16 protein-coding genes and 5 pseudogenes are annotated in these 17,746 nt (G+C 63.3%); 5 read left to right on the top strand and 16 right to left on the bottom strand.

Features of this window, described 5'->3' with window-relative positions; all coding sequences use genetic code 11:
- The coding region (locus HNQ08_RS13870; protein WP_221284191.1) for a TetR-like C-terminal domain-containing protein at window positions 1–243 on the top strand (243 nt) is incomplete at its 5' end.
- A gap of 157 nt (window positions 244–400) precedes the next feature.
- Here the strand turns inward: HNQ08_RS13870 and HNQ08_RS13865 are convergent.
- Together HNQ08_RS13865 and HNQ08_RS13860 are read right to left on the bottom strand one after the other, a co-directional pair.
- Complete coding sequence (locus HNQ08_RS13865; RefSeq protein ID WP_184133164.1) at window positions 401–1,063, bottom strand: NAD(P)H-dependent oxidoreductase; 663 nt, start codon at window positions 1,061–1,063, stop codon at window positions 401–403.
- A 318-nt stretch (window positions 1,064–1,381) separates the two neighbouring features.
- Window positions 1,382–2,093, bottom strand: a pseudogene (locus HNQ08_RS13860) (IS6 family transposase).
- Window positions 2,094–2,257: 164 nt separating this feature from the next.
- On the opposite strand from HNQ08_RS13860, the gene HNQ08_RS13855 reads away from it, so the two are divergent.
- Together HNQ08_RS13855 and HNQ08_RS13850 are read left to right on the top strand one after the other, a co-directional pair.
- A complete protein-coding gene (locus HNQ08_RS13855; protein WP_184133162.1) occupies window positions 2,258–2,446 on the top strand; it encodes a hypothetical protein in 189 nt (62 codons plus the stop codon).
- Complete coding sequence (locus tag HNQ08_RS13850; RefSeq protein ID WP_229790017.1) at window positions 2,443–3,438, top strand: phosphotransferase family protein; 996 nt, start codon at window positions 2,443–2,445, stop codon at window positions 3,436–3,438. Before HNQ08_RS13855 ends, HNQ08_RS13850 begins: the two co-directional genes overlap by 4 nt.
- A gap of 334 nt (window positions 3,439–3,772) precedes the next feature.
- On the opposite strand, the pseudogene HNQ08_RS13845 reads toward HNQ08_RS13850, so the two are convergent.
- The 6 genes and pseudogenes from HNQ08_RS13845 to HNQ08_RS13820 form a co-directional block, all read right to left on the bottom strand.
- Window positions 3,773–4,484: pseudogene (locus HNQ08_RS13845) on the bottom strand (IS6 family transposase).
- A gap of 433 nt (window positions 4,485–4,917) precedes the next feature.
- Window positions 4,918–5,630: pseudogene (locus tag HNQ08_RS13840) on the bottom strand (IS6 family transposase).
- A 152-nt stretch (window positions 5,631–5,782) separates the two neighbouring features.
- The gene (locus HNQ08_RS13835; protein WP_184133156.1) at window positions 5,783–6,571 is read right to left on the bottom strand and encodes a nucleotidyltransferase domain-containing protein; all 789 of its coding nucleotides are present in this window, start codon (window positions 6,569–6,571) and stop codon (window positions 5,783–5,785) included.
- A gap of 231 nt (window positions 6,572–6,802) precedes the next feature.
- Window positions 6,803–7,144 (bottom strand): AI-2E family transporter, encoded by a 342-nt coding sequence (locus tag HNQ08_RS13830; protein ID WP_184133228.1) that lies wholly within the window; start codon window positions 7,142–7,144, stop codon window positions 6,803–6,805.
- A gap of 3 nt (window positions 7,145–7,147) precedes the next feature.
- Complete coding sequence (locus tag HNQ08_RS13825; RefSeq protein WP_229790018.1) at window positions 7,148–8,428, bottom strand: MFS transporter; 1,281 nt, start codon at window positions 8,426–8,428, stop codon at window positions 7,148–7,150.
- The gene (locus HNQ08_RS13820; protein WP_184133153.1) at window positions 8,413–8,967 is read right to left on the bottom strand and encodes a TetR/AcrR family transcriptional regulator; all 555 of its coding nucleotides are present in this window, start codon (window positions 8,965–8,967) and stop codon (window positions 8,413–8,415) included. Before HNQ08_RS13820 ends, HNQ08_RS13825 begins: the two co-directional genes overlap by 16 nt.
- A gap of 94 nt (window positions 8,968–9,061) precedes the next feature.
- Between HNQ08_RS13820 and HNQ08_RS13815 the strand changes: the two genes are divergently transcribed.
- On the top strand, window positions 9,062–9,757 hold the full coding sequence (locus HNQ08_RS13815; protein ID WP_229790019.1) for a peptidase dimerization domain-containing protein: 696 nt from the start codon (window positions 9,062–9,064) through the stop codon (window positions 9,755–9,757).
- A 189-nt stretch (window positions 9,758–9,946) separates the two neighbouring features.
- Window positions 9,947–10,597 (top strand): class I SAM-dependent methyltransferase, encoded by a 651-nt coding sequence (locus HNQ08_RS13810; RefSeq protein ID WP_184133150.1) that lies wholly within the window; start codon window positions 9,947–9,949, stop codon window positions 10,595–10,597.
- Window positions 10,598–10,773: 176 nt separating this feature from the next.
- Here HNQ08_RS13810 and HNQ08_RS13805 read toward each other — a convergent pair.
- The 8 genes and pseudogenes from HNQ08_RS13805 to HNQ08_RS13770 all read right to left on the bottom strand — a co-directional run bounded on the left by HNQ08_RS13805 (window position 10,774) and on the right by HNQ08_RS13770 (window position 17,720).
- A pseudogene (locus tag HNQ08_RS13805) lies at window positions 10,774–11,459 on the bottom strand (DDE-type integrase/transposase/recombinase).
- Window positions 11,460–11,470: 11 nt separating this feature from the next.
- Window positions 11,471–13,021 (bottom strand): histidine kinase N-terminal 7TM domain-containing diguanylate cyclase, encoded by a 1,551-nt coding sequence (locus HNQ08_RS13800; protein ID WP_184133146.1) that lies wholly within the window; start codon window positions 13,019–13,021, stop codon window positions 11,471–11,473.
- 297 nt (window positions 13,022–13,318) lie between these two features.
- Window positions 13,319–13,795 carry a hypothetical protein gene (locus HNQ08_RS13795; protein WP_184133129.1) on the bottom strand — a complete coding sequence of 159 codons (477 nt, stop codon included), beginning with the start codon at window positions 13,793–13,795 and terminating at the stop codon, window positions 13,319–13,321.
- A gap of 165 nt (window positions 13,796–13,960) precedes the next feature.
- Window positions 13,961–14,338 (bottom strand): roadblock/LC7 domain-containing protein, encoded by a 378-nt coding sequence (locus HNQ08_RS13790; protein ID WP_184133126.1) that lies wholly within the window; start codon window positions 14,336–14,338, stop codon window positions 13,961–13,963.
- A gap of 89 nt (window positions 14,339–14,427) precedes the next feature.
- Complete coding sequence (locus tag HNQ08_RS13785; protein ID WP_184133123.1) at window positions 14,428–14,955, bottom strand: GTP-binding protein; 528 nt, start codon at window positions 14,953–14,955, stop codon at window positions 14,428–14,430.
- Window positions 14,952–15,686, bottom strand: a complete 735-nt coding sequence (locus tag HNQ08_RS13780; protein ID WP_184133120.1) for a hypothetical protein — start codon at window positions 15,684–15,686, stop codon at window positions 14,952–14,954. Before HNQ08_RS13780 ends, HNQ08_RS13785 begins: the two co-directional genes overlap by 4 nt.
- A 676-nt stretch (window positions 15,687–16,362) precedes the next feature.
- Window positions 16,363–17,006: pseudogene (locus tag HNQ08_RS13775) on the bottom strand (DDE-type integrase/transposase/recombinase); the annotation flags it as partial.
- Window positions 17,007–17,081: 75 nt separating this feature from the next.
- On the bottom strand, window positions 17,082–17,720 hold the full coding sequence (locus HNQ08_RS13770; protein WP_184133117.1) for a VTT domain-containing protein: 639 nt from the start codon (window positions 17,718–17,720) through the stop codon (window positions 17,082–17,084).
- Between the last annotated feature and the right edge of the window lie 26 nt (window positions 17,721–17,746).

Here is a 17,746-nt window from a genome sequence, read left to right as displayed (position 1 = left end):
GACCAGATCGTTGAGGTCGGTGTGCGGGCACTCCTCCAGACCTATGAGGCCCGACAGGATGCACGGGTCCCAGCCGATGTGGCCGCAGATCATTTCATCCAGGCTTTTTTGAACCTGATTGATTGGTGGCTGCGTCACGACATGCCCCACGATCCCGAGCGTATGGGCGAAATCTACCGTGAGTTGATTCTGCGGCCCATTGAGGGCGCTGCACTGCACCCACGAGTTTCGGAAATCATTTGAGAAGAATGACGGACAACCCAGAGTATCCGCATCGATTCTCCTTCTGTCAGCCTGGGGTATACCCCAACCTGACAGTGGACACGATGCTAAGGCTGGGTGTCAGGGTTCAAACCTTTATGGACCATGTCGATTGCCGCCCCTGAAGTCGAACCCCTCCCTAGCCAAAAATGATTGGGCGTGAATCCAACGTGGTGAAGGCGTCGCGCACCACGCCGAGTTGCCGCTGTCGGTCCTCAGGCGTGCCCCGCACTGGAGCAAAACTGACCACAGGAGCCAGCACCTGGACGCCGCAGAACCACAGCATGCCGTGCTGGATGTGAAAGAGCAGCACGTCCAGTTCGCCGTCCCTGGCCCCCGGCCCAAAGTGTTCTTCCAGACTGCCCGTCGTGAACAGTAGCAGGCCGCGTTTGCCCCGCAACCCACCCTCGACAAAGGTCCCCACGCTCCCGCCGTAGGCCACGCCCCGCACGAAGACCCGGTCTACCCACCCTTTGAGGAGCGCGGGCACCGAGAACCACCACATGGGGAAGGAGAACACCAGCAGATCGGCCCGCTCCAACTTTTCAAGCTCAGCCGCGATGTCCGGCGCAAAAGTATGGGCTTCGGCCGCCTGCTGCTGTGCCAGGGGCGGTTTGAAATGCCCCTCGATGTCCTGGGTGAAATCGTGACGGTTCAGTTCTGCCTCCCAGTGCATGGCGTAGAGGTCACTGACTTCCACGGTGTAGCCCTGGGCCTGTAGCGCATGGGCGGCCTCATGCATCTGGGCGGTGCAAAACGAGTTCGCCTCGGGGTGGGCGTGAACAATCAGGGCATGAGGCATCGGTCCAGCATAGGGGCCAACAGTGATCTGGAAGCTATGCGAGAAGGTCAGCTCCTCCATCGGTTGTGTTGCCTTAACTGGTTCGACGGCATGGTGAGAGCAGGGGTGGCCTGAAGTTCAGGCCACCCCTGCCGCGACGGTTGACCACGTCTGGAAAGCGGTTCACTGATTATTTCTTCGGGTGATAGCGGAGACGCTCGTACGAGCGTGGTGGTGGAGGTTCTCGAGACGGGCATGCAAGCGGAGAAATTCTTGCGCGCGTTGGTTCTGGCAACTTAACCTTGAGCAGGCCAAATCTACCCAGTGGCGGTCTGACCTTCAGACCGCCACATCAACGGCGTGTTGCCATGTCCGGTGGGCCCCCAACTGATTCCTTCTCCGATTGAGTGCGGGGACTGTGGTACGGGTGTGCTGGTGGATGTTCGAAATGCGGGCATGCAGGGCGAGAAATTCCTGTGCCCGCCCTAATTTCTTGAAGCCCAGCTGACTTCGCTCCTGTTTCCGGGTCGGACAGTGAGACTGTTCAATGAGGTTATTGCAGCGCGTAGAGGAAATGACCTGCCTGTGCTCCACAGCGTGGAGCACAGGCAGCGCTCGGATGGCCGCCCCATAGCTCCACAGCTTATCGGTGTGAATCACGTTTGGGACGTCGTGGTTCACCAAAAGCCTTTCGAAAAAGGTCTTGGCCGCCTGCGTGTCTCGGTGAGACTGCAACAGGATATCGAGCACTGCGCCAGATTCATCGACGGCCCGCCACAACCAGAATTTCTTCCCTGCCATGTCGAGACAGACCTCATCTAGGAACCACCGGGAACCCCTGCTGGGGTTCCCGGTGGCGCAGCACCTCGGTGAGAAGCGGCGCGAACTTGATGTTCCACTGACGGAGGGTTTCGTGGCTGACGACGATGCCGTGCTGGTGCAATAATTCCTGGACATCGCGCTCGCTCAAGGGAAACCGATGGTAGAGCCAGAGGGCGTGCCCGATGATACTGAGCGGAAAACGGTGCCGGTAGGGCTTGCGGTCAGTCACGAACGATCAGCCTACTGCGGTTAAGTTGCCAGAACCCACAGCTGACATGCTGCACGGAATTAACGGAAGAACCGCAAAACCGGGTCACGCTCACAGTGGGCCTGCCCCGCTTTTGCGCCATTCCCCTCCCTGGGAACCTGCCCGGGTTTCCCTTACACTGACGTATGAGTGGATTCTCGAACGGTTCCTTTTCGCTGAGCGGCTCCTCGCAGAGTTCTGGGAGAAGGCGAGGCTTCACGCGGCGCGGTGGCCATTATCGGGGGCGGCGCCGGGGTGGCTGCCTGGGCCTCTTCCTGATCAGTCTGGTGTTCGCGGGCGGCTCGGTGGCTGGGGTGTTGTCGCTGCTCGCTTGAGGTGGACGCTGCTGGCCGACTGGCGAGACGCGCTGTCCGGGCATGGTCCGGCCCGTTCATCCTGGGTCTGGCCGCATGACCTCCAGGCGGCCTTTCCCGGCTCGCGCCGACGATTGGAGGCGTGGGTGGCAGAGGGCGCGGCTTTTGCCCGCTACGCGACCCCACGTGGCCCTCTCTTTCTGAAGTATCTTCCCGCCGGGTGGCGGGATCAACGTGCTTTTCGCCGCCTCGCCCGCGAGGCCGCCTATCTGCGGGACCTCGCGCCGCTTTCACCGGTGCCGCACGCGCCACTGCTGCACGCCACCCTCGATCCGGCTCATTCCCGCGCTCATCTGCTGATGCGTGACCTGACGGATGAGACAACCGGTTGGGGCGCTTTCAAGACAGCAGCAGAGCGGGACGCTGCCCTGCTTGATATAGCGCACCTGCTTGCCCGACATCACGCGTTCTGGCTGAACCGACCGGAACTCGTGGGTGAGTGGAGTTGGGACGAGGCGCGGACCCTCTGCCGAGCACAGCGGGTCCTCGCCTCGCCTGCTTCCAGCCGGTTTCCGGCGCAAGCGCAGACCGTGCGGGAGGTCGTCCGCTCGCTGCCCACGCTGCTGGGCACGACGCGGGGGGTGACCCTGGCGCACGGCGATATTCACGTGGGGCAGGTGTTATGGCCGGTCAACGGTGGGGCACCCATCCTGATTGATTATGGTCAGGTTCATGCGGCTCCCCTCGGAGAAGACCTCGCTCACCTGCTGTATGTGCGCCTTTCAGCGCCTGATCGTGCGCGCCTCGGCCCTGGTCTGCGCGAAGCATACCGAGCAGAGCTGGCTGCCCATGGGGAGAGGCTCACACCTGCTCAACTTGCCGTTGAGGAGCGTGTGGGCTTGGCTCTGAATGTGCTGACTGTCTGGCGACAGGCCCAGCGGAGGGGCAGAAGCGACCGTAGCCTGTGGGAGACGCTGCGGTGGGTAGCCGAGGCGTGGGAGAATGGGCAATAGCTCATGAGCGTGATCCTGGAGCAGCCCGGTCTGGCAGACTAAGCCGCCTGGAAATATTATCCGGGGGCGCGGCCGGTGCGGGGATTAACCTTTAATCGAGAACCTGATCGCCGTCGGCACCATCATTTTTGTTCTGCGGCTTGCAGGGAGAAACGCTCCTCGGGCCGTGAGAACAGTCAGATCATGAGGTTCTCCCGTTTCTCGGTCTGGACTGATGGCGACAGGACGAACACGTTGAGCCGCTCCCACCAAGTTACCTGTCGGGTACAGGCTTGAGATGGTTCTGGCAACTCAACCTCAACGGGGCCGGAGTTGCGCAGAGGCAGCTTGATGCTCAAGCTGCCTGCTGCATCGCCTCTCGCCAGAGGCGCAGAGCTGCGGTCTGGTTGGTTCGTCTGAGGGGCGCAGGGGTGGCCGTTCGGGTCTGGCGGTGAAGGTTCGAGGTTCGAGCGTGTAGGGCGAGGAATTCCTGCGTTCGCGGTCTTCGTTTGAAGCCGAGCTGAGCGCGTTCCTGCTGCCGTGTTGGTCGATGCGACTGCTCCACAAGGTTATTACAGCGGGCGGTGGAAATGACTTGGATGTGCTCCACTGTGTGGAGCACAGGGAGTTCCCGTATCGCGGCCCCGTAGCTCCAGAGCTTATCAGTCTGAATAACCTCTGGCACGTTATGTTCCCTCAGCAGGTGCGTGAAAAAGGATATGGCCGCTTCGGTATCGCGGTGTTCCTGCAGGAGAATATCGAGCACGCTTCCGTACTCGTCCACGGCCCGCCATAACCAGTGCGTGACCCCTCCGACCTTCACGTGCACCTCGTCCAGATGCCACCGGGAACCCCGCCGGGGTTCCCGGTGACGCAGTTCCTCGGTCAGCAGCGGAGCGAACTTGATGTTCCATGGCCTGAGGGTCTCATGGCTGACGTGGATCCCGCGCTCGTGGAGCAGTTCCTGAACGGCACGTTGACTGAGCGGGAAGCGATGGTAGAGCCACAGGGCGTACTCGATGACGCTGAGGAGAAAACGGTGGCCGCAGGGGCTTCCGGTCACTCACGACTCACCAGCCTATCGGCATTAAGTTGCCAGAACCCCCCAGCCTAACAGCCCGCCTGTTTCCCTATCAATGGCTTTGCTTGGTAGGGTGCCCATTAGGCTGTCGCGCTGTCCAGCATTCACTGAGTTGAAACCTCAAAAAACGTCTCAGCAAAACGCCCTCACCTGAGGGGTGAGGGCGCCAGGAAGACCGCTTAAAATAGGCTGAAGACGAACTTTTGCACGTCCGATTGTGCGACCTCACGTCAGGTCTGAAAGGCCTGGTTCTGGTGGCGTCGTCTGGTCGGGGCAGGAACCGTGGTGCGGGTGTGCTAGTGAAAGTTGGTGATTCGGGCATGCAGCTTCAGGAACTCCTAGGCTTGCTTCGGTCGCTTGAACCGGTTCTGGCAAGTTCATCTGGGAGGGACCGAGTGAGGTCAGTGGCCGTCTGAACTTCAGACGGTCACTTCAACTGCGTTCTGCCATGCCCAGTGGGCACGGTTCTGATTCGATCTTCGGAGGTGGGCAGGAACGGTCGTGCGGGTGTGCTGCTGAAGGTTCGAAACACGGGCATGCAGGGCGAGGAATTCCTGCGCCCTACGGGAATTCTTGAAGCCAATCTGGCTCCGCTCCTGTTGCTTAGTGGGCCGATGGGACTGGAGGGTCAGGTTGTTACAGCGGGCCGCCTTGGATGACTTGGACGTGCTCCACGCTGTGGAGCACGGGAAGTGCTCGAAGAGCCGCTCCGTAACTCCAGCGTTTATCCGTGTGGATCACGTCTGGCACGTCATCATTTGTTAACAGCTTTCCGAGAAAGGTCTCGCCGCCTGAGTATCCCGCCGATCTTGCAGGAGAAGATCCAGCACTGCGCCAGACTCATCGACAGCACGCCACAACCAGCGTTTCTTGCTCTCAATCTCGATGCAAACCTCGTCCAGGAACTACCGGGAACCCCGGCGTCCCCTCCCGGTGGCGCAGTTCCTCAGTCAGGAGGGGTGCGAACTTGATGTTCCACTGGCGCAGCGTCTCGTGACTGACCTGAATACCGCGTTGGTGCAGTATTTCTTGGACATCACGTTGGCTGAGGGAAAAGCGGTGGTAGAGCCAAAGGGCGTAGTGAATGATGCTCAGCGGGAGGGCGGTGGCGGTCAGGCTGACGATCCGTCACAGGCAGTCAGCCTATCGCGCTTGACTTGCCAGAACCGTTTGCATCCATCAGCTGTTGGGCAAGGTCAAAGTATTCAACACGCTGCCATTGGTTGTATGGCCTTCATACGGGACCGGGGATGTGGAGGGCAGCAAGTTAAGGCAACACAACCGTCAATACTCTTCGAACAACCTGCGCAGGCCAGCGATGTCCTGAGCGTTCAGGGCGGCCGTGACGCGCGCCTCAAGTTCGGCTGGGGCTCCAGGCTGAGCTGTGGCCTGCGCCAAAGCTCCCTTTTCGTTCAGCAGCCATCTCCCGCCCGCCGCACAACGTTCCTGCACCCAGGCCATGACCGACTGATACAGACAACCCTGGACGTAATGCACGTCGCCACGGGATGCTCCTTTCACTGCGCCATCCAGCCAGAAATTCTTTTGCCAGCCATAATGCGTCTGCAACGCTGCCGCCAGTGCAGGTGGGTAGGGTGTGATCCGCTTTTTCAGGTCAGCCAGCGCTTCCTGAGGGTCATGCAGCAACACGGCGTTCGCCAGCTCAGCTGCGTAGTGGTGAGCGTGGATGCCATGCGGGTGTCCAACCTGCGCGAAGAGCTGCACCCGTCCTGCGAGCGCGTCCTGAACGCTTTGTTCGATGCGGCGCAGGTCACGGTAGATGAAGTCCACGCGCTGCCCCTGCACGGTCAGCCAGGCCCCACCATCCACCCAGGGCCCCCAGCCACCAAGCGCGGAAGGCTGGGCGCTGCCAGCGTCGTCCAACTCAGCACACAGGTGTGACAGGGCGGCGAGGTCAAATGGGGCGTGCCCATCGTAGATCAGGCCCAGATCGATGTCTGAGGTGGGCGTGGCGGTGCCTGTCGCCTGGGAGCCACCCAGCACAATCCCGATGACACCAGGGACCTCTTTCAAGCGCTCGCTGAGGCTGAAGATGACTGGGGGAAGGGTCATCAACCAAAAATAGGCCGGCGCTGCGCAGCACCGCAAGAGATCAAGAATGGAAATGCCGAACACTTTCACTGGCGCACCGGTTCTGGCAACTTAACTTCCAGCGGTCGATTACTCCAGCAGGCCGCCTGAAGGTCAGGCGGCCTGCCGCACTCTTTACGCTTCCATGCGGTCCGCTGTCGACGACCTGCCAGGGTCATGGGCGCATTTGAACGGAGGCCGTCGACCTTCGAATCAGGGTGAGCGTTGGTAGAGGCGACTGGGGTAGTAGTACGCCTCCATCAGGCGCTTGGCGAGCGCCATCAACGGCACGGCCAGCAATGCGCCCATGACTCCTACCAGGGCCACGCCGGACAAGATGCTCAGCAGCACGGTGGCTGGGTGCAGATCAGTTTGGCGGGCCAGCACCAGCGGGCTGAGGAACTGCCCCTCCACCTGGTTCGCCGCGATGAAGACCAGGACCACCAGAGCGAGCTTGACGATTCCCAGGGGAGCGGCCAGCAGGAGCGCAGGGATGAGGGCGATGATCACCCCCAGATAAGGGACGATATTGAAGGCACCGGCGAGGAAGCCCAGTCTTCACTGCGGCGGTTTCTGAGCGGGCGCAGCGAATTGGCGGAGGGCAGGGGAGAAGAAGCCGGCGAGACTGAAGGCGACACCGAGCAGGCCCTGCAAGACGAACAGCCAGCGGATGCCCAGCAACTCGCCAAGCGGCCCAGCGAGGGCAAGGCCGACCGGGCCTGCCAGACCCATCACGGTGGCGAGCAGCGAGAGCACACGGCCTTGCAGGTGGTTGGGGATCGTGGCCTGCAGCAGCGCGGTGAGGGGAGCGTTGCCGAGGATGAAGGTCAGGCCACTGAGCATCCACCACCCCACGGCGAGGGGGAACATTCCGCTTGGGGCCAGCGCGGTGAGGGCGAGGGCAAGGCAGGACGCAGCGAAGCCAAGCAGGATCCAGAGCATCTGGCGTTTGGGCGCCAGAACAGTGACGATCAGGCCGCCGACCATCATGGCGACGCCGGTCAGGCCTTCCATGAGGGCAACGTCGCCGGCGCCCCCGCCGAAGTGCGTTTTGACCAGCAGGGGAACCAGGGTGAACGAGGGCAAGATGGCGAGAACGATGGCGCCCAGCAGCAGGTACAGGCGGCGTAGTCCTGGATGGCGCCAGACCAGAGTGACGCCTTCGCGGAATTCCGCCCAGACCCCGGTTCGCTGTGCCTCGGTCAACTGGATCTGCGGGAGGCGGTACAGTAACAGCGGCACAATGCCGAGCAGGGCAGTGGCGACGTCGATGCTCAATGCCCATCCGAGCGGCATGATGCCAATGGCCAGAGCGCCAAGGGGGGCGGCAGCGACGGTCATGAGGCCCGTGAGGGTCTGGTTCAGCCCGGCCGCGCGGGGCAGAAAGCTGACCGACACCAGCAGGGCGGTGCTGGCTGCGGCGGCAGGGCCCTGGAACGCCTGCATGGCGCTGCGAATGAACATCATGGTGTACACGTGCCACAACTCGACCCGCCCGGTGAGGAACAGGGTGATGAGGACGATCATGCACAGGGCGCTGATGGTATCGGCGCCGATCATCAGGGCGCGGCGGCTGTAGCGGTCGGCGAGCGTGCCGCCCAGTGGGCCCAGCAGCGCTTGGGGGAGCAGGGCGGCCAGACCGGCGGTGGCGAGCGCACCGGCGCTCCCAGTGGTGTCGGTGATCCACCACATCAGCACAAATTGCGTCAAGGCACTGCCGATCAAGGACAGCGCCTGGCCGCCGAAAATCGCCCAGAAGCGGCGTTGCCAGCCTGGCCCTGGATCAGGGTGCTGGGCGGTCAGGCCCGGGGTGGTGGGGAGGCTCAGGGCCGGGTCCACGACAGGAGTTCCTCTTTCAGGGCGGCGCGTTGTTCATTGGTCAGATCTGGGAGACCGAGGTGATGTCCAGTCCAGAGGCCATCGCAGGCCAGCCGGATGGCGTGGGCGCGCCCTGGAGGGAGGCCATCGGCCTGGGCATCGGTGATGAGGAAGGCCTGTGCGGCCTGTAGGTCGGGGAGCAAGTCAGGGAGGGTGGCGATTGGGGCAAGGGCGGTGCTGAGGAGTTCGGTGTCCTGGGCAGGCGTGAAGGACACATGGATGTAGGCACGCAGCCAGGCGCCGGGAGTGTCGCCGTGGGTGGCGATTTCGCTGGCGTGCGCTGCACGGAGCTCATCGCGGAACTGATCGACCAGGGCATGCGCCAGTGCGGTGAGCAGGTGGTCTTTGGTGGGGTAGTGATGGAGGAGCCCCCCTTTGCTGATGCCAGCTTCCCGGGCGACGGCGTCGAGCGAGAGGGTGGCACCGTGCGTGCGGATGACGCGGGTGGCCGCCTGGAGCAGGGTGGTTCGGGTGAGTTCGGGTGGTTGTCGTTTCGCCATGGCTTAAATATACCAACCGTCCAGACGGTTTGTGAAGTACGACCAGCCTGAAGACGCGCTGAGGGCCAGCCCATCCTGTACGCGGGCGTCAAGGATGTGGTGGGCCTATAGCTGCGCTGCCGGGTGGCGGCCAGCCAGCGACCTGCACAGCAGCACCGGGGCGGTGGTGGACAATCCACTGTGGCGCCTGGCCAAAGCCCTAGCGAGCCTGCGCGACGAAACTGGGCGCGTGACCATTCCCGGCTTCCACGACGTCCGTCCCGTATCCGATGTCGACCGCGAGGCTATTGCCAACATTCCCGGTCAGGGCGAGTCCCTCTACGATGCTTACGCGGTCACGCGCCGCCTGGGAGCGCCGGAGGAGTTCAACACCTGCACCAATCTGATGCCCATTTTGAACGTCAATGGTTTTCACGGTGGCTACGCTGAGGCAGGCAGCAAGACGGTGTTGCCTGCCGAGAGTTTCGTCAAGATTGACATTCGACTGGTGCCGGATCAGCACCCCGAGCGAATCGTGGAACTCCTGCGCGCTCATTTGAACGCCCAAGGCCTGGAGGACGTGGAGATCGTCGAGCCGGCAACCCACCAGCACCCGGCCCGCAGCGACCTGAGTGACCCCTTCGTGCAGACTGCCCTGCAGGTGGCGAGGGAGGTTTATGGCAAAGATGCCATCGTACACCCCAGCAGTTCTGCCAGCGGCCCGATTGTCTCCCTTCATGCACCACGTCGGTGCGCCTGTGATCGCTCTGGCCATCGGCAACGAGGGGGGGCGCCTCCATGCCCCGAATGAAGATATTTTGCGCCGTGACTTCGAGACGGGGGTGCGGTATGCACTGGAATTGATGGAGACGCTGGGGGAGGGAATCTAGGGGGCAGTGTGTTGAGTCGGCCACCCGTTGACAGCATCGCAACGTCATGCAACAATCCAAGTTGCGTGAAACCAATGCGACTCTCCTTTTTCCCGCACAGGAGCACTGTCATGATTACCTCCACCCCACCCCAGCCGGACCCCAATGAAGCCGCAACCTACTGGGAGACCCGCTACCAAACACAGCCCAAGCCCTGGACCGGGCGCCCCAACGCCATCATGGCCCGGTGGTCCGAAACCCTCCCGACGGACACCGCGCTGGACCTGGGGTGCAGCGAAGGCAACAGCGCTGTCTGGCTCGCTCAGCGCGGCTGGCAGGTCACAGGCGTGGACATCTCCGCCACCGCCCTCTCGCGCGCCGCCCAGCATGCCGCGAACGCCGGCGTCACCGCACGGACCGCATTTCAGCAGCATGATCTGGCCGCCACTTTCCCCACAGGCCAGTTTTCCTTCGTCTACGCGCTGTACCTGCAATCCCCTGTGGCCTTCCCGCGCGATGAGGTTCTGCGCAAGGCCGCCGCGGCCGTCCAGCCTGGAGGCGTGCTGCTGGTCGTCGAGCACGCCTCCGCTCCCTCCTGGGCCCCCCAGGTCAGGCAGTTTCCGACTGCGCAGGAAGCGCTCGACACCATCAATCTGGAGCTGAGTCAGTGGGACCTGTTGTTCCTCGGCTCCCCAGAGCGCGCGGTGACCGAAGCGAAGGGGCCGAACGGGGAAATTGGCGTTATCACAGACAACATCATCGCGCTGAGACGGAAACCGTAAGCACCGGCCTCTACGGGCACGACCTCAACCCGGGATCGGCTTGAAGCCGTTCACCGGAACGCTGCCGATAAGCCGCTTGAGGTTGTGCCCACGAAAGCTCCCCGCGAAGGTGCCGCTTCGGCTGGCGTCGAGCACTGGCTACCTTCGACAGTTGTACTGGTTTTGGCCACTTAAGCTCAGCAGGGCCGGAGTAGCAATGCTTGCGGTTTGGTGCCTTCGTCCGAGGGCAGCGGGGAAGCTGGTTCGGGCATGGCAGGAGAGGTTCGAGACTCCGGCGTGCAGCGCAAGGAATTCCTGCGTTCGACGCTGCCGTTTGAAGCCGGGCCAGCTGCGTTCCTGCTGCCTGGTTGGGCGATACGACTGTTCGATCAAAGAATTGCGGCGGGCCGCAGAAACCACCTGGACATGCTCAACACGGTAGAGCACCGGAATTTTTTCGAATGGGGCCGCCCAATCGCTCCACAGCTTATCGGTGTGGATAGCCTCTGGCACGTGATCTTCCCCATCAACCGCACAAAGAAGGCCCATCCGCGCTGGGATCACGATGTTCCTAATGTCCAGCACGGCCCACCTTCATCGACAGCTCTCCAGAGCCAATATTTCAGGCCACCGACCTCAACGCACCGTTCATCCAGAGACCACCGAGCATAACGTGGTTCTCAGTGGCGCAGCGCTTCGGTCATCGGTGGGGCGAACCCCATGTTCCACTGCCGCTTTCTTCTCGTGGCTGGCCTGCGGGGCCTTGCTCGTGGAGCAGCTCCTGCACGGCACGCTGGCTGAGCGGGAAGCGGTGAGAGAGCCGCAGGGCGCAGCCGATGACGCGGAGGGAAAAACGGTGGCGCCAGGGCTTGGGCTCAGGCACAGCCCACCGGCTTACGGGTGTGAAGTTGCCAGAATCCCGTCGCCAGACGTGTGCAACACCGGCTCAAGCTCCGCTGCTCGGTGCTGCGCTTTCTGCGCATACATCCGTTCGTCCGCCAGCTGCACCAGAGCGTCGCCCGTGCCCTCAAGCGGAGCGTAGGCCACGCCCATACTCGCCCCAAACTCGGGAAAGCCCTGCGACTGCAGGTCACGCACAATACGCGCCAGTCGCTCGTGAATAGCCGTCTCGCCCTCAACCGCACTCTGGGTGAGCAGCAGGGCAAATTCATCGCCGCCGAAGCGGTAAGCGCGGTCCTCAGGTCGGAACGCCCCTGGCAAGGCGCCTCCAAACGCTGACAGCAGCGCGTCGCCATACGCATGACCCTGACGGTCATTGACGGCCTTCAGGCCGTCCAGATCAATGATGGCGACGGCCAGCGTCAGGGTATGACGGTGCGCGCGGGCCGTCTCCCGGGCCAGATCAGTTTCAAAAGCGCGGCGGTTCCCCAGCCCCGTCAGCGGGTCCTCGTTCGCCAGGCGTTGCACGCGGTCGTGCTCCTGAGCACGTGCTGTCACGTCACGCGCCACCACAGCCTGCCCCAACGCATTGCCCCGCTCGTTGCGCACGGTCGAGAGCCGCAGCTCCCAGACCTCGCGCCCAGGGCGCCACTCGGCTGGATGACCCTCGGTGATCTGTGGCCAGTTCTGAAAGAGGTCCCCGATACGCACGCCATGCAGCAAAGCGCCTGGGCGCCCCGCCAGCTGAACGGCACGTTCGTTGACCTCAATGATCCGGCCCTGAGCGTCCAGCACGAAGACCGCATCGGTCATCTGCTCGACCACCTGACGGTGCGCGAGTGGCGTCACGCGCAAGAGGCCGTAGCGCAGCATGCCCCAGGCGACCGGAACCAGACACAGGGCAAAGAAGACCGGGCCTGGGGTGGCCCGGCCCGGCAGCACGGGAATCCCCAGCAGGTACGCGGTGTTGGCCAGACTGGGGACCAGGACGGCCAGCAGCATCACGGTGATCTGGTGGCGCTCGCCATCCCGAACCGCCCGCCACGCGAGGAGCAACTGCGCGGCCCCCCAGATCAGCAGGACATTGGGGTACACCACGATCAGGAGCCAGTACAGGGGCGTGCGCTCCACTGCGCCCCAGGCGGGCACGCTCCCGGGGGGATACTGCCAGATCAGGTGGTGTCCGTCGTTGGTCCAGATCAACCCCAGGGTCAGCAGAGGCACGGTCAGGAGGGCGAGCACCCGGAGCAGCGGGACAGGCTCGGGTACCGGGCGCAGGTGGCGGCGCACCAGGGTCAGCCACGCCACAGGAATGGTCAGGATGCCGAGGAACTGGGTCAATCCCCAATCCCATTGCGCCCGTGTGCCGCTGACGGTCAGGGACAGGACGTCGCCGATCAGCCAGAGGCAGATCCCCAGGAGCACCGCCAGAAACGCCCGCTGGGGGGGTTGCCCAATCCGGTGGAGCATGCTGCCCGCCATGAGCAGGGTCACCAGCAAGGCCAGCAGGGTCGGCAGGAGGTCAGGGGTCAGGATATAGATCATGGCTGAGGGAGGCTGGTGGCGATCTGGAACGCAGCCTATCGCCCGGCCCATTGCGAAAGTCTCACGGGGACAGGCATGGATGGAAAGGATGCTGGCCACTGAATCTCAGCGGGCCCCCACGGTCGCGCAGCAGGCCGCTTGAAAATCAGACCGCCTGCTGCGCTGCCTCTTTCCAGAGGCGAAATGCCCCGGTTTGCTTCCCCCGTCTCAGAGGGGCAGGGGTGGTCATTCGAGGATGGGGAGTCTTTGCCCAGCAAAACGCCCTCACCTGAGCGGTGAGGGCGCCAGGAAGACCGCTTAAAGCGGGCTGAAGACGAACTTGTCACACGTCCCGCCGCGCAACACACTGTCTGTATGCTCACCCAGGTACATTTCGCCCGTGATGGCCTCCAGCGCGCCCCACACCGCGCCCAGCGTGAACGTGCATTTCCGGTCACTGCCCATGGCTTCGCCCGCCAGGCACACGGTGTCCTGGGTCTCGATGACGATGTCCTGGCCGTCACGGTAAGAGTTGGTCACAGCGGCCAGACAGGTGCCGTCCTTGCCGATGGCGGCATTGAGCAGTTCAGCGATTTGCTCGACGGGGACGTTGCTGCCCGCCACACCCAGTTCAGTGGCGAGGTTCCGGCCCCGGACTTTGCCGGCACGGGTGAAGACCACGGCGGCGCCGTCCGCGCCGAGGGTGTCCTCAACGCCGACGATGACGGCCTTGAAGCAGACGATGGAGCTGTAGTCGCCCAGGTGGGGGCGTAGAGGTGCAGTGGTGGCAGTCATCGGTGTTCTCCTTGGGTAGAGGGTGGTGAGGAGTTGGGCGAGCGAGGCGGAGAGTGTGGTCACGGGGCCTCCGGGCGGTGAGCGCTGCGTCTCCGGATGGCGGTGCTGTTGTGCGCAGCCGCTCGGAGGACGTCGGTTATGCAAGCAACCTGATCAGCGTTGGGCCTACAGGATGATGGAGACGCTCTGGGCCGCGTCCCGGGCTTCCATGTGCAGCAGGCCCAGGTTGACGCCCGCCGGCGCGATGACAGCCAGCACGCCTTTCTTCCCGGCGGCGTAGATGTAGACCTGGCCATCGGTGCCGCCGACGCTCATGTCGGTGAGCTGGCCCGATCCCAGGGTTTCATTGATGCGCTTGCCCAGCCCCAGCGCGGTGGCGGCCATCGCCGCCACGCGGTTGGCGTCCACGCCACCGCCCATGTCCTGCGCGATGGGCAGGCCGTCGACGGTGGCCACCAGCGCGCCGCGCAGTTCAGGCAGCGCGCCGCGCAGGGTGGTCAGGGTGGAGGTCAGCTGGTCTTGCTTGCTCAGGGTTGCCGTCATGGTGGTTCCTTTCCGGGAAAAAGGGGGGAATGCTCCCGGGACACGAGAAAAGAGGCGAGTTCAGGAGGGAGACGGTCAGCAGGTGGACGTCAGGGGAGCGGCGTCAGTTGCAGTTCCAGCAGGGTGGCGAGCGTCCGGCGCACCTCATCCGGGCAGGTGGCATTCAGGCCCACCACCTGCCGCTCGGGCAGGCCGAAGTACAGGGCCACGTCCTGGGGTTGCCACACGTGGGTCTGATCCTGTCGGGTCACGCCGACCAGAAACGGCACGGGAATCCGGCTGGTAATGAAGTCGAGCATGTTGCGGGCATGCGTAAAGTCTTCGGGGCGGTCTCCGGCGACGAGCAGCAGCAGGCCCAGCGCGCCCTCGCAGAGCACTTCCCACATGAAGTTGAAGCGGTCCTGGCCCGGTGTGCCGTACAGATGAACGTCCTGGCCGTCCAGGTGGAGGGTGCCGAAATCAAAGGCGACGGTGGTGTATTGCTTGCCGATGTCCTCGCTGGCCTCAGCCTCGGTGGCGACCACCGGGGTCTCGGAGATGGTCTGGACAAAGGTGGTCTTGCCTGCGCCGACCGGTCCGGAGATCACCAGTTTGAGTGGGGGTTGATCGGTGGTCATGCGGTGCCTCCCTGGGTGAAGCGGCGCAGCGCACCCAGCAGACGCTGCACCAGCGGGCGCGGCGTAGCAGAGGCCGAAGAAAGGGGCATGCGGTCGCCTGAGGAGTCCCCCGGTTCATGCGGGAGGGCGGCCTGCTGAGTGGTGGCGTGACGCGCCGCGGCCGCACGTTGCGGGGTGATCAGGTCCATGGCGCGGAGCCGGTACAGGACAGTCTGTGTGTCGTGGGGTGACAGACCGATGCGCGGGGCGAGTTCGGCGGCGCTACTGCCCCCTGCCAGATGGGGTTGAACGACGGCCCAGAGTGACGCGAGCGAGTCGGGGACAGAGAGGGAATGAAGGACAGGCACGAAGCGTGTCTCAGGATGTGGCAATTGATCGTCGGGAATCATGGGTCCGGCCGTCCCAAGGGGTGCGGCCTCGGCGATTTCATGAATCAGCCCGGCGAATGGCTGATCGTAAAGATGGGCGTCGCCCACCAGCAGGGCCTGTCGGTGGAATTCGAATGCTCCGTGGCCCTGGGCGTGCAGCTGGTGCAGAATGCTGCGCACCCGAGTCAGTTCTCCAATGGGGAAGCCGTCCAGGTAGGTGGCGCGGAGTTGCCCTCTGTTCAGGACCAGTTCGACGGTCTTCCCCTGATAGGAGGAATGAAAAATCAATATCCCCGTGTGAATGTGCAATATCTTTGCCAGATCGGCGAGCGTTTGGTGTTTGAGGTCGCCGAACAGGGCCATATCAACTCCTTGCAAGAGGCGAAAAAGGTTGTCTCAGACGAAAAGCCGAGTAGCCGACTGCTGGGCGGCGTAAGGCCGGGACTAGTTGTATCGGGTCCAATGTGACAAATTCATCACCTCGAAAAACGCCAGATTGGATGATGTACCGCTAAATACATTCTGAGGAACATAAAGAAGGGCCCCTGAATGCTCGCTCTCGTCCAGGACAGTATTTTTGGCAATTTTTCTGAACGGCCGAGAGGTCATTTGGCGGTGCCAGGCCGCGGGCCACAGACAAATTAGATGTCTGGGACACTGAAAATGAAGGTGGGCTTCATTTTCGCCGCGCGATAGTGTTCTGTCAGGGCCCTGTCCCCTCTTGTACCCCATGGCTTCCAACGGTTGCGCTGCCCTAATCTGGTGCGGGGGAGGTGAAGTCCAAGGGTGGCCTAATTTTCAGCTCCCCTTGCCGTGCTCTGAGGCCAGATCTGGACGGCTTGGTTCTGATGGCTTCGTCTGATGGGCGCCCGAACAGTGCTGCGGGTGTGCTGGTGAAGGTTGGTCATTCGGGCATGGATCCTGGGCCCGCCTCTATTGCCTGAAGCTGAGCGGTTCTGACAACTCAAACCCGGGAGGCCGGAGTGGCGCAACTGGCCACTTGATTCTCGCCCGGCTCCATGGCGGCGTTCCAGAAGCGTAGAGCTGCGGTCTGGGGGTTTGTCTGATGGGGGAAGAGACGGGCGTTCGGGCGTAACGGTGGGGATTGGAGGTTCTGAGCGTGCAGCGCGGGGGATTCCTGAGGGCGCTGTCGTCGCTTGAAGCTGAGAGGAGCGCGTTACTGCTGTCGTGCCCTGCGGTGTGGCGGTTCGCCCAGATGGTTACAGCGGGCTGCAGAGATGACCCGGACGTGCTCCACACCGTGGAGCACGGGAAGCGCTCGCAACGCCGCTCCATTGCTTGTCCGTCTGGATCACCGTCGGAGCGGCATGTTCCCGCAACAGGTGCGTGAAAAAGGCCTTGGCCTGGTGTCACGCTGTTCCTGGACCAGGATGTCCAGGACATGGCCATGCTCCAGGGCGGCCCGCCACAACCCATGTGTGACCCCAGCCACCGTCACGTCAACCTCGTCCAGAGACCACCGGGAACAGCCGCGTCCCCTCCCACTGGCGCAGTTCCTCCGTCACCAGTGGGGCAAACTGACTGTTCCGTTGCCGCAGGGGCGGATGCCGCGTTCATGGAGCAGTTCCTGCGTGTCACGCCGGCTCAGCGGGTGGTCCAGCCACCGCGCAGAGCCGATCCCACCCAGGGAAAACGCGGGCGGTAGGGCTTGCGCTCCATCATGGTTCAACAGCCTACCGAGATTAAGTTGCCACAACCCAGAGACTTGGAATGGAGGTGCTTCAGTGCAGCTGTGACTCAACGCGTTGACGTGCCAAGTCGCCGCCCCAGTGTCCGGCCGATCAACCACATCACGCCCGTTGACACCAGCAGCAATCCCGGCAGCCAGAACCACGATCCTGTCACCGCGAACGCCCCCGTCACGGCGTATAGCACCGCTGCGGGCAGGGATCCGAGAGCTGCTGCCAGCCCCACCTGCCACCACGGTAAAGCCGAAGTCCCCGCCAGAATCGCCACACTTTCTGCCAGCAGCGGCACTGGACGCGACAGGGTGACGGCCAGCAGGCCCCACCGCGCAATCCAGCGTTGGGCCTCCGCCTGGCTTTTCGCGGGGACAAGGCGCGAGAGCCAGCGTCCACCGTGTCGTCCCAGCGCCCAACCAGCCAGCGCGGCCCCAACGCTGCCCACCAGGGACAACAGCGTCCCAAAGGCCACGCCGTACAAAGCCCCATAGGCCACCATCACCGCGCTCGATGGAACAGGCAGCGCCACATCGGCCACCAGCAGCCCCGTCCCGAGCACCGCGGCGCCGGTCCCGCCGCCTGACAGCCAGCGGGATGGGTCAGATAAGACTGGAACTCCGAGAGTCTCCACCAGCAGGAAGATCCCCCCCAACACCACCATCACGCCCAGCAACACCAGTCCGTAACGCCTCACCACATGCTCCAGGAGCTTGAACCCAT

The sequence above is a fragment of the Deinococcus humi genome, from assembly GCF_014201875.1.
Taxonomy (GTDB): Bacteria; Deinococcota; Deinococci; order Deinococcales; family Deinococcaceae; genus Deinococcus; species Deinococcus humi.
The sequence above is the reverse complement of the archived record's forward strand: the minus strand, read 5'-3'. Positions and strand labels throughout refer to the sequence as shown.

What these genes read in the sequence shown, in the direction of transcription:
- HNQ08_RS13865 (WP_184133164.1), bottom strand. Translation starts at nt 1,063, where the DNA reads ATGCCTCATGCCCTGATTGTTCACGCCCACCCCGAGGCGAACTCGTTT.
- HNQ08_RS13855 (WP_184133162.1), top strand. Translation starts at nt 2,258, where the DNA reads ATGAGTGGATTCTCGAACGGTTCCTTTTCGCTGAGCGGCTCCTCGCAG.
- HNQ08_RS13835 (WP_184133156.1), bottom strand. Translation starts at nt 6,571, where the DNA reads ATGACCCTTCCCCCAGTCATCTTCAGCCTCAGCGAGCGCTTGAAAGAG.
- HNQ08_RS13820 (WP_184133153.1), bottom strand. Translation starts at nt 8,967, where the DNA reads ATGGCGAAACGACAACCACCCGAACTCACCCGAACCACCCTGCTCCAG.
- HNQ08_RS13815 (WP_229790019.1), top strand. Translation starts at nt 9,062, where the DNA reads ATGTGGTGGGCCTATAGCTGCGCTGCCGGGTGGCGGCCAGCCAGCGAC.
- HNQ08_RS13810 (WP_184133150.1), top strand. Translation starts at nt 9,947, where the DNA reads ATGATTACCTCCACCCCACCCCAGCCGGACCCCAATGAAGCCGCAACC.
- HNQ08_RS13800 (WP_184133146.1), bottom strand. Translation starts at nt 13,021, where the DNA reads ATGATCTATATCCTGACCCCTGACCTCCTGCCGACCCTGCTGGCCTTG.
- HNQ08_RS13795 (WP_184133129.1), bottom strand. Translation starts at nt 13,795, where the DNA reads ATGACTGCCACCACTGCACCTCTACGCCCCCACCTGGGCGACTACAGC.
- HNQ08_RS13790 (WP_184133126.1), bottom strand. Translation starts at nt 14,338, where the DNA reads ATGACGGCAACCCTGAGCAAGCAAGACCAGCTGACCTCCACCCTGACC.
- HNQ08_RS13785 (WP_184133123.1), bottom strand. Translation starts at nt 14,955, where the DNA reads ATGACCACCGATCAACCCCCACTCAAACTGGTGATCTCCGGACCGGTC.
- HNQ08_RS13780 (WP_184133120.1), bottom strand. Translation starts at nt 15,686, where the DNA reads ATGGCCCTGTTCGGCGACCTCAAACACCAAACGCTCGCCGATCTGGCA.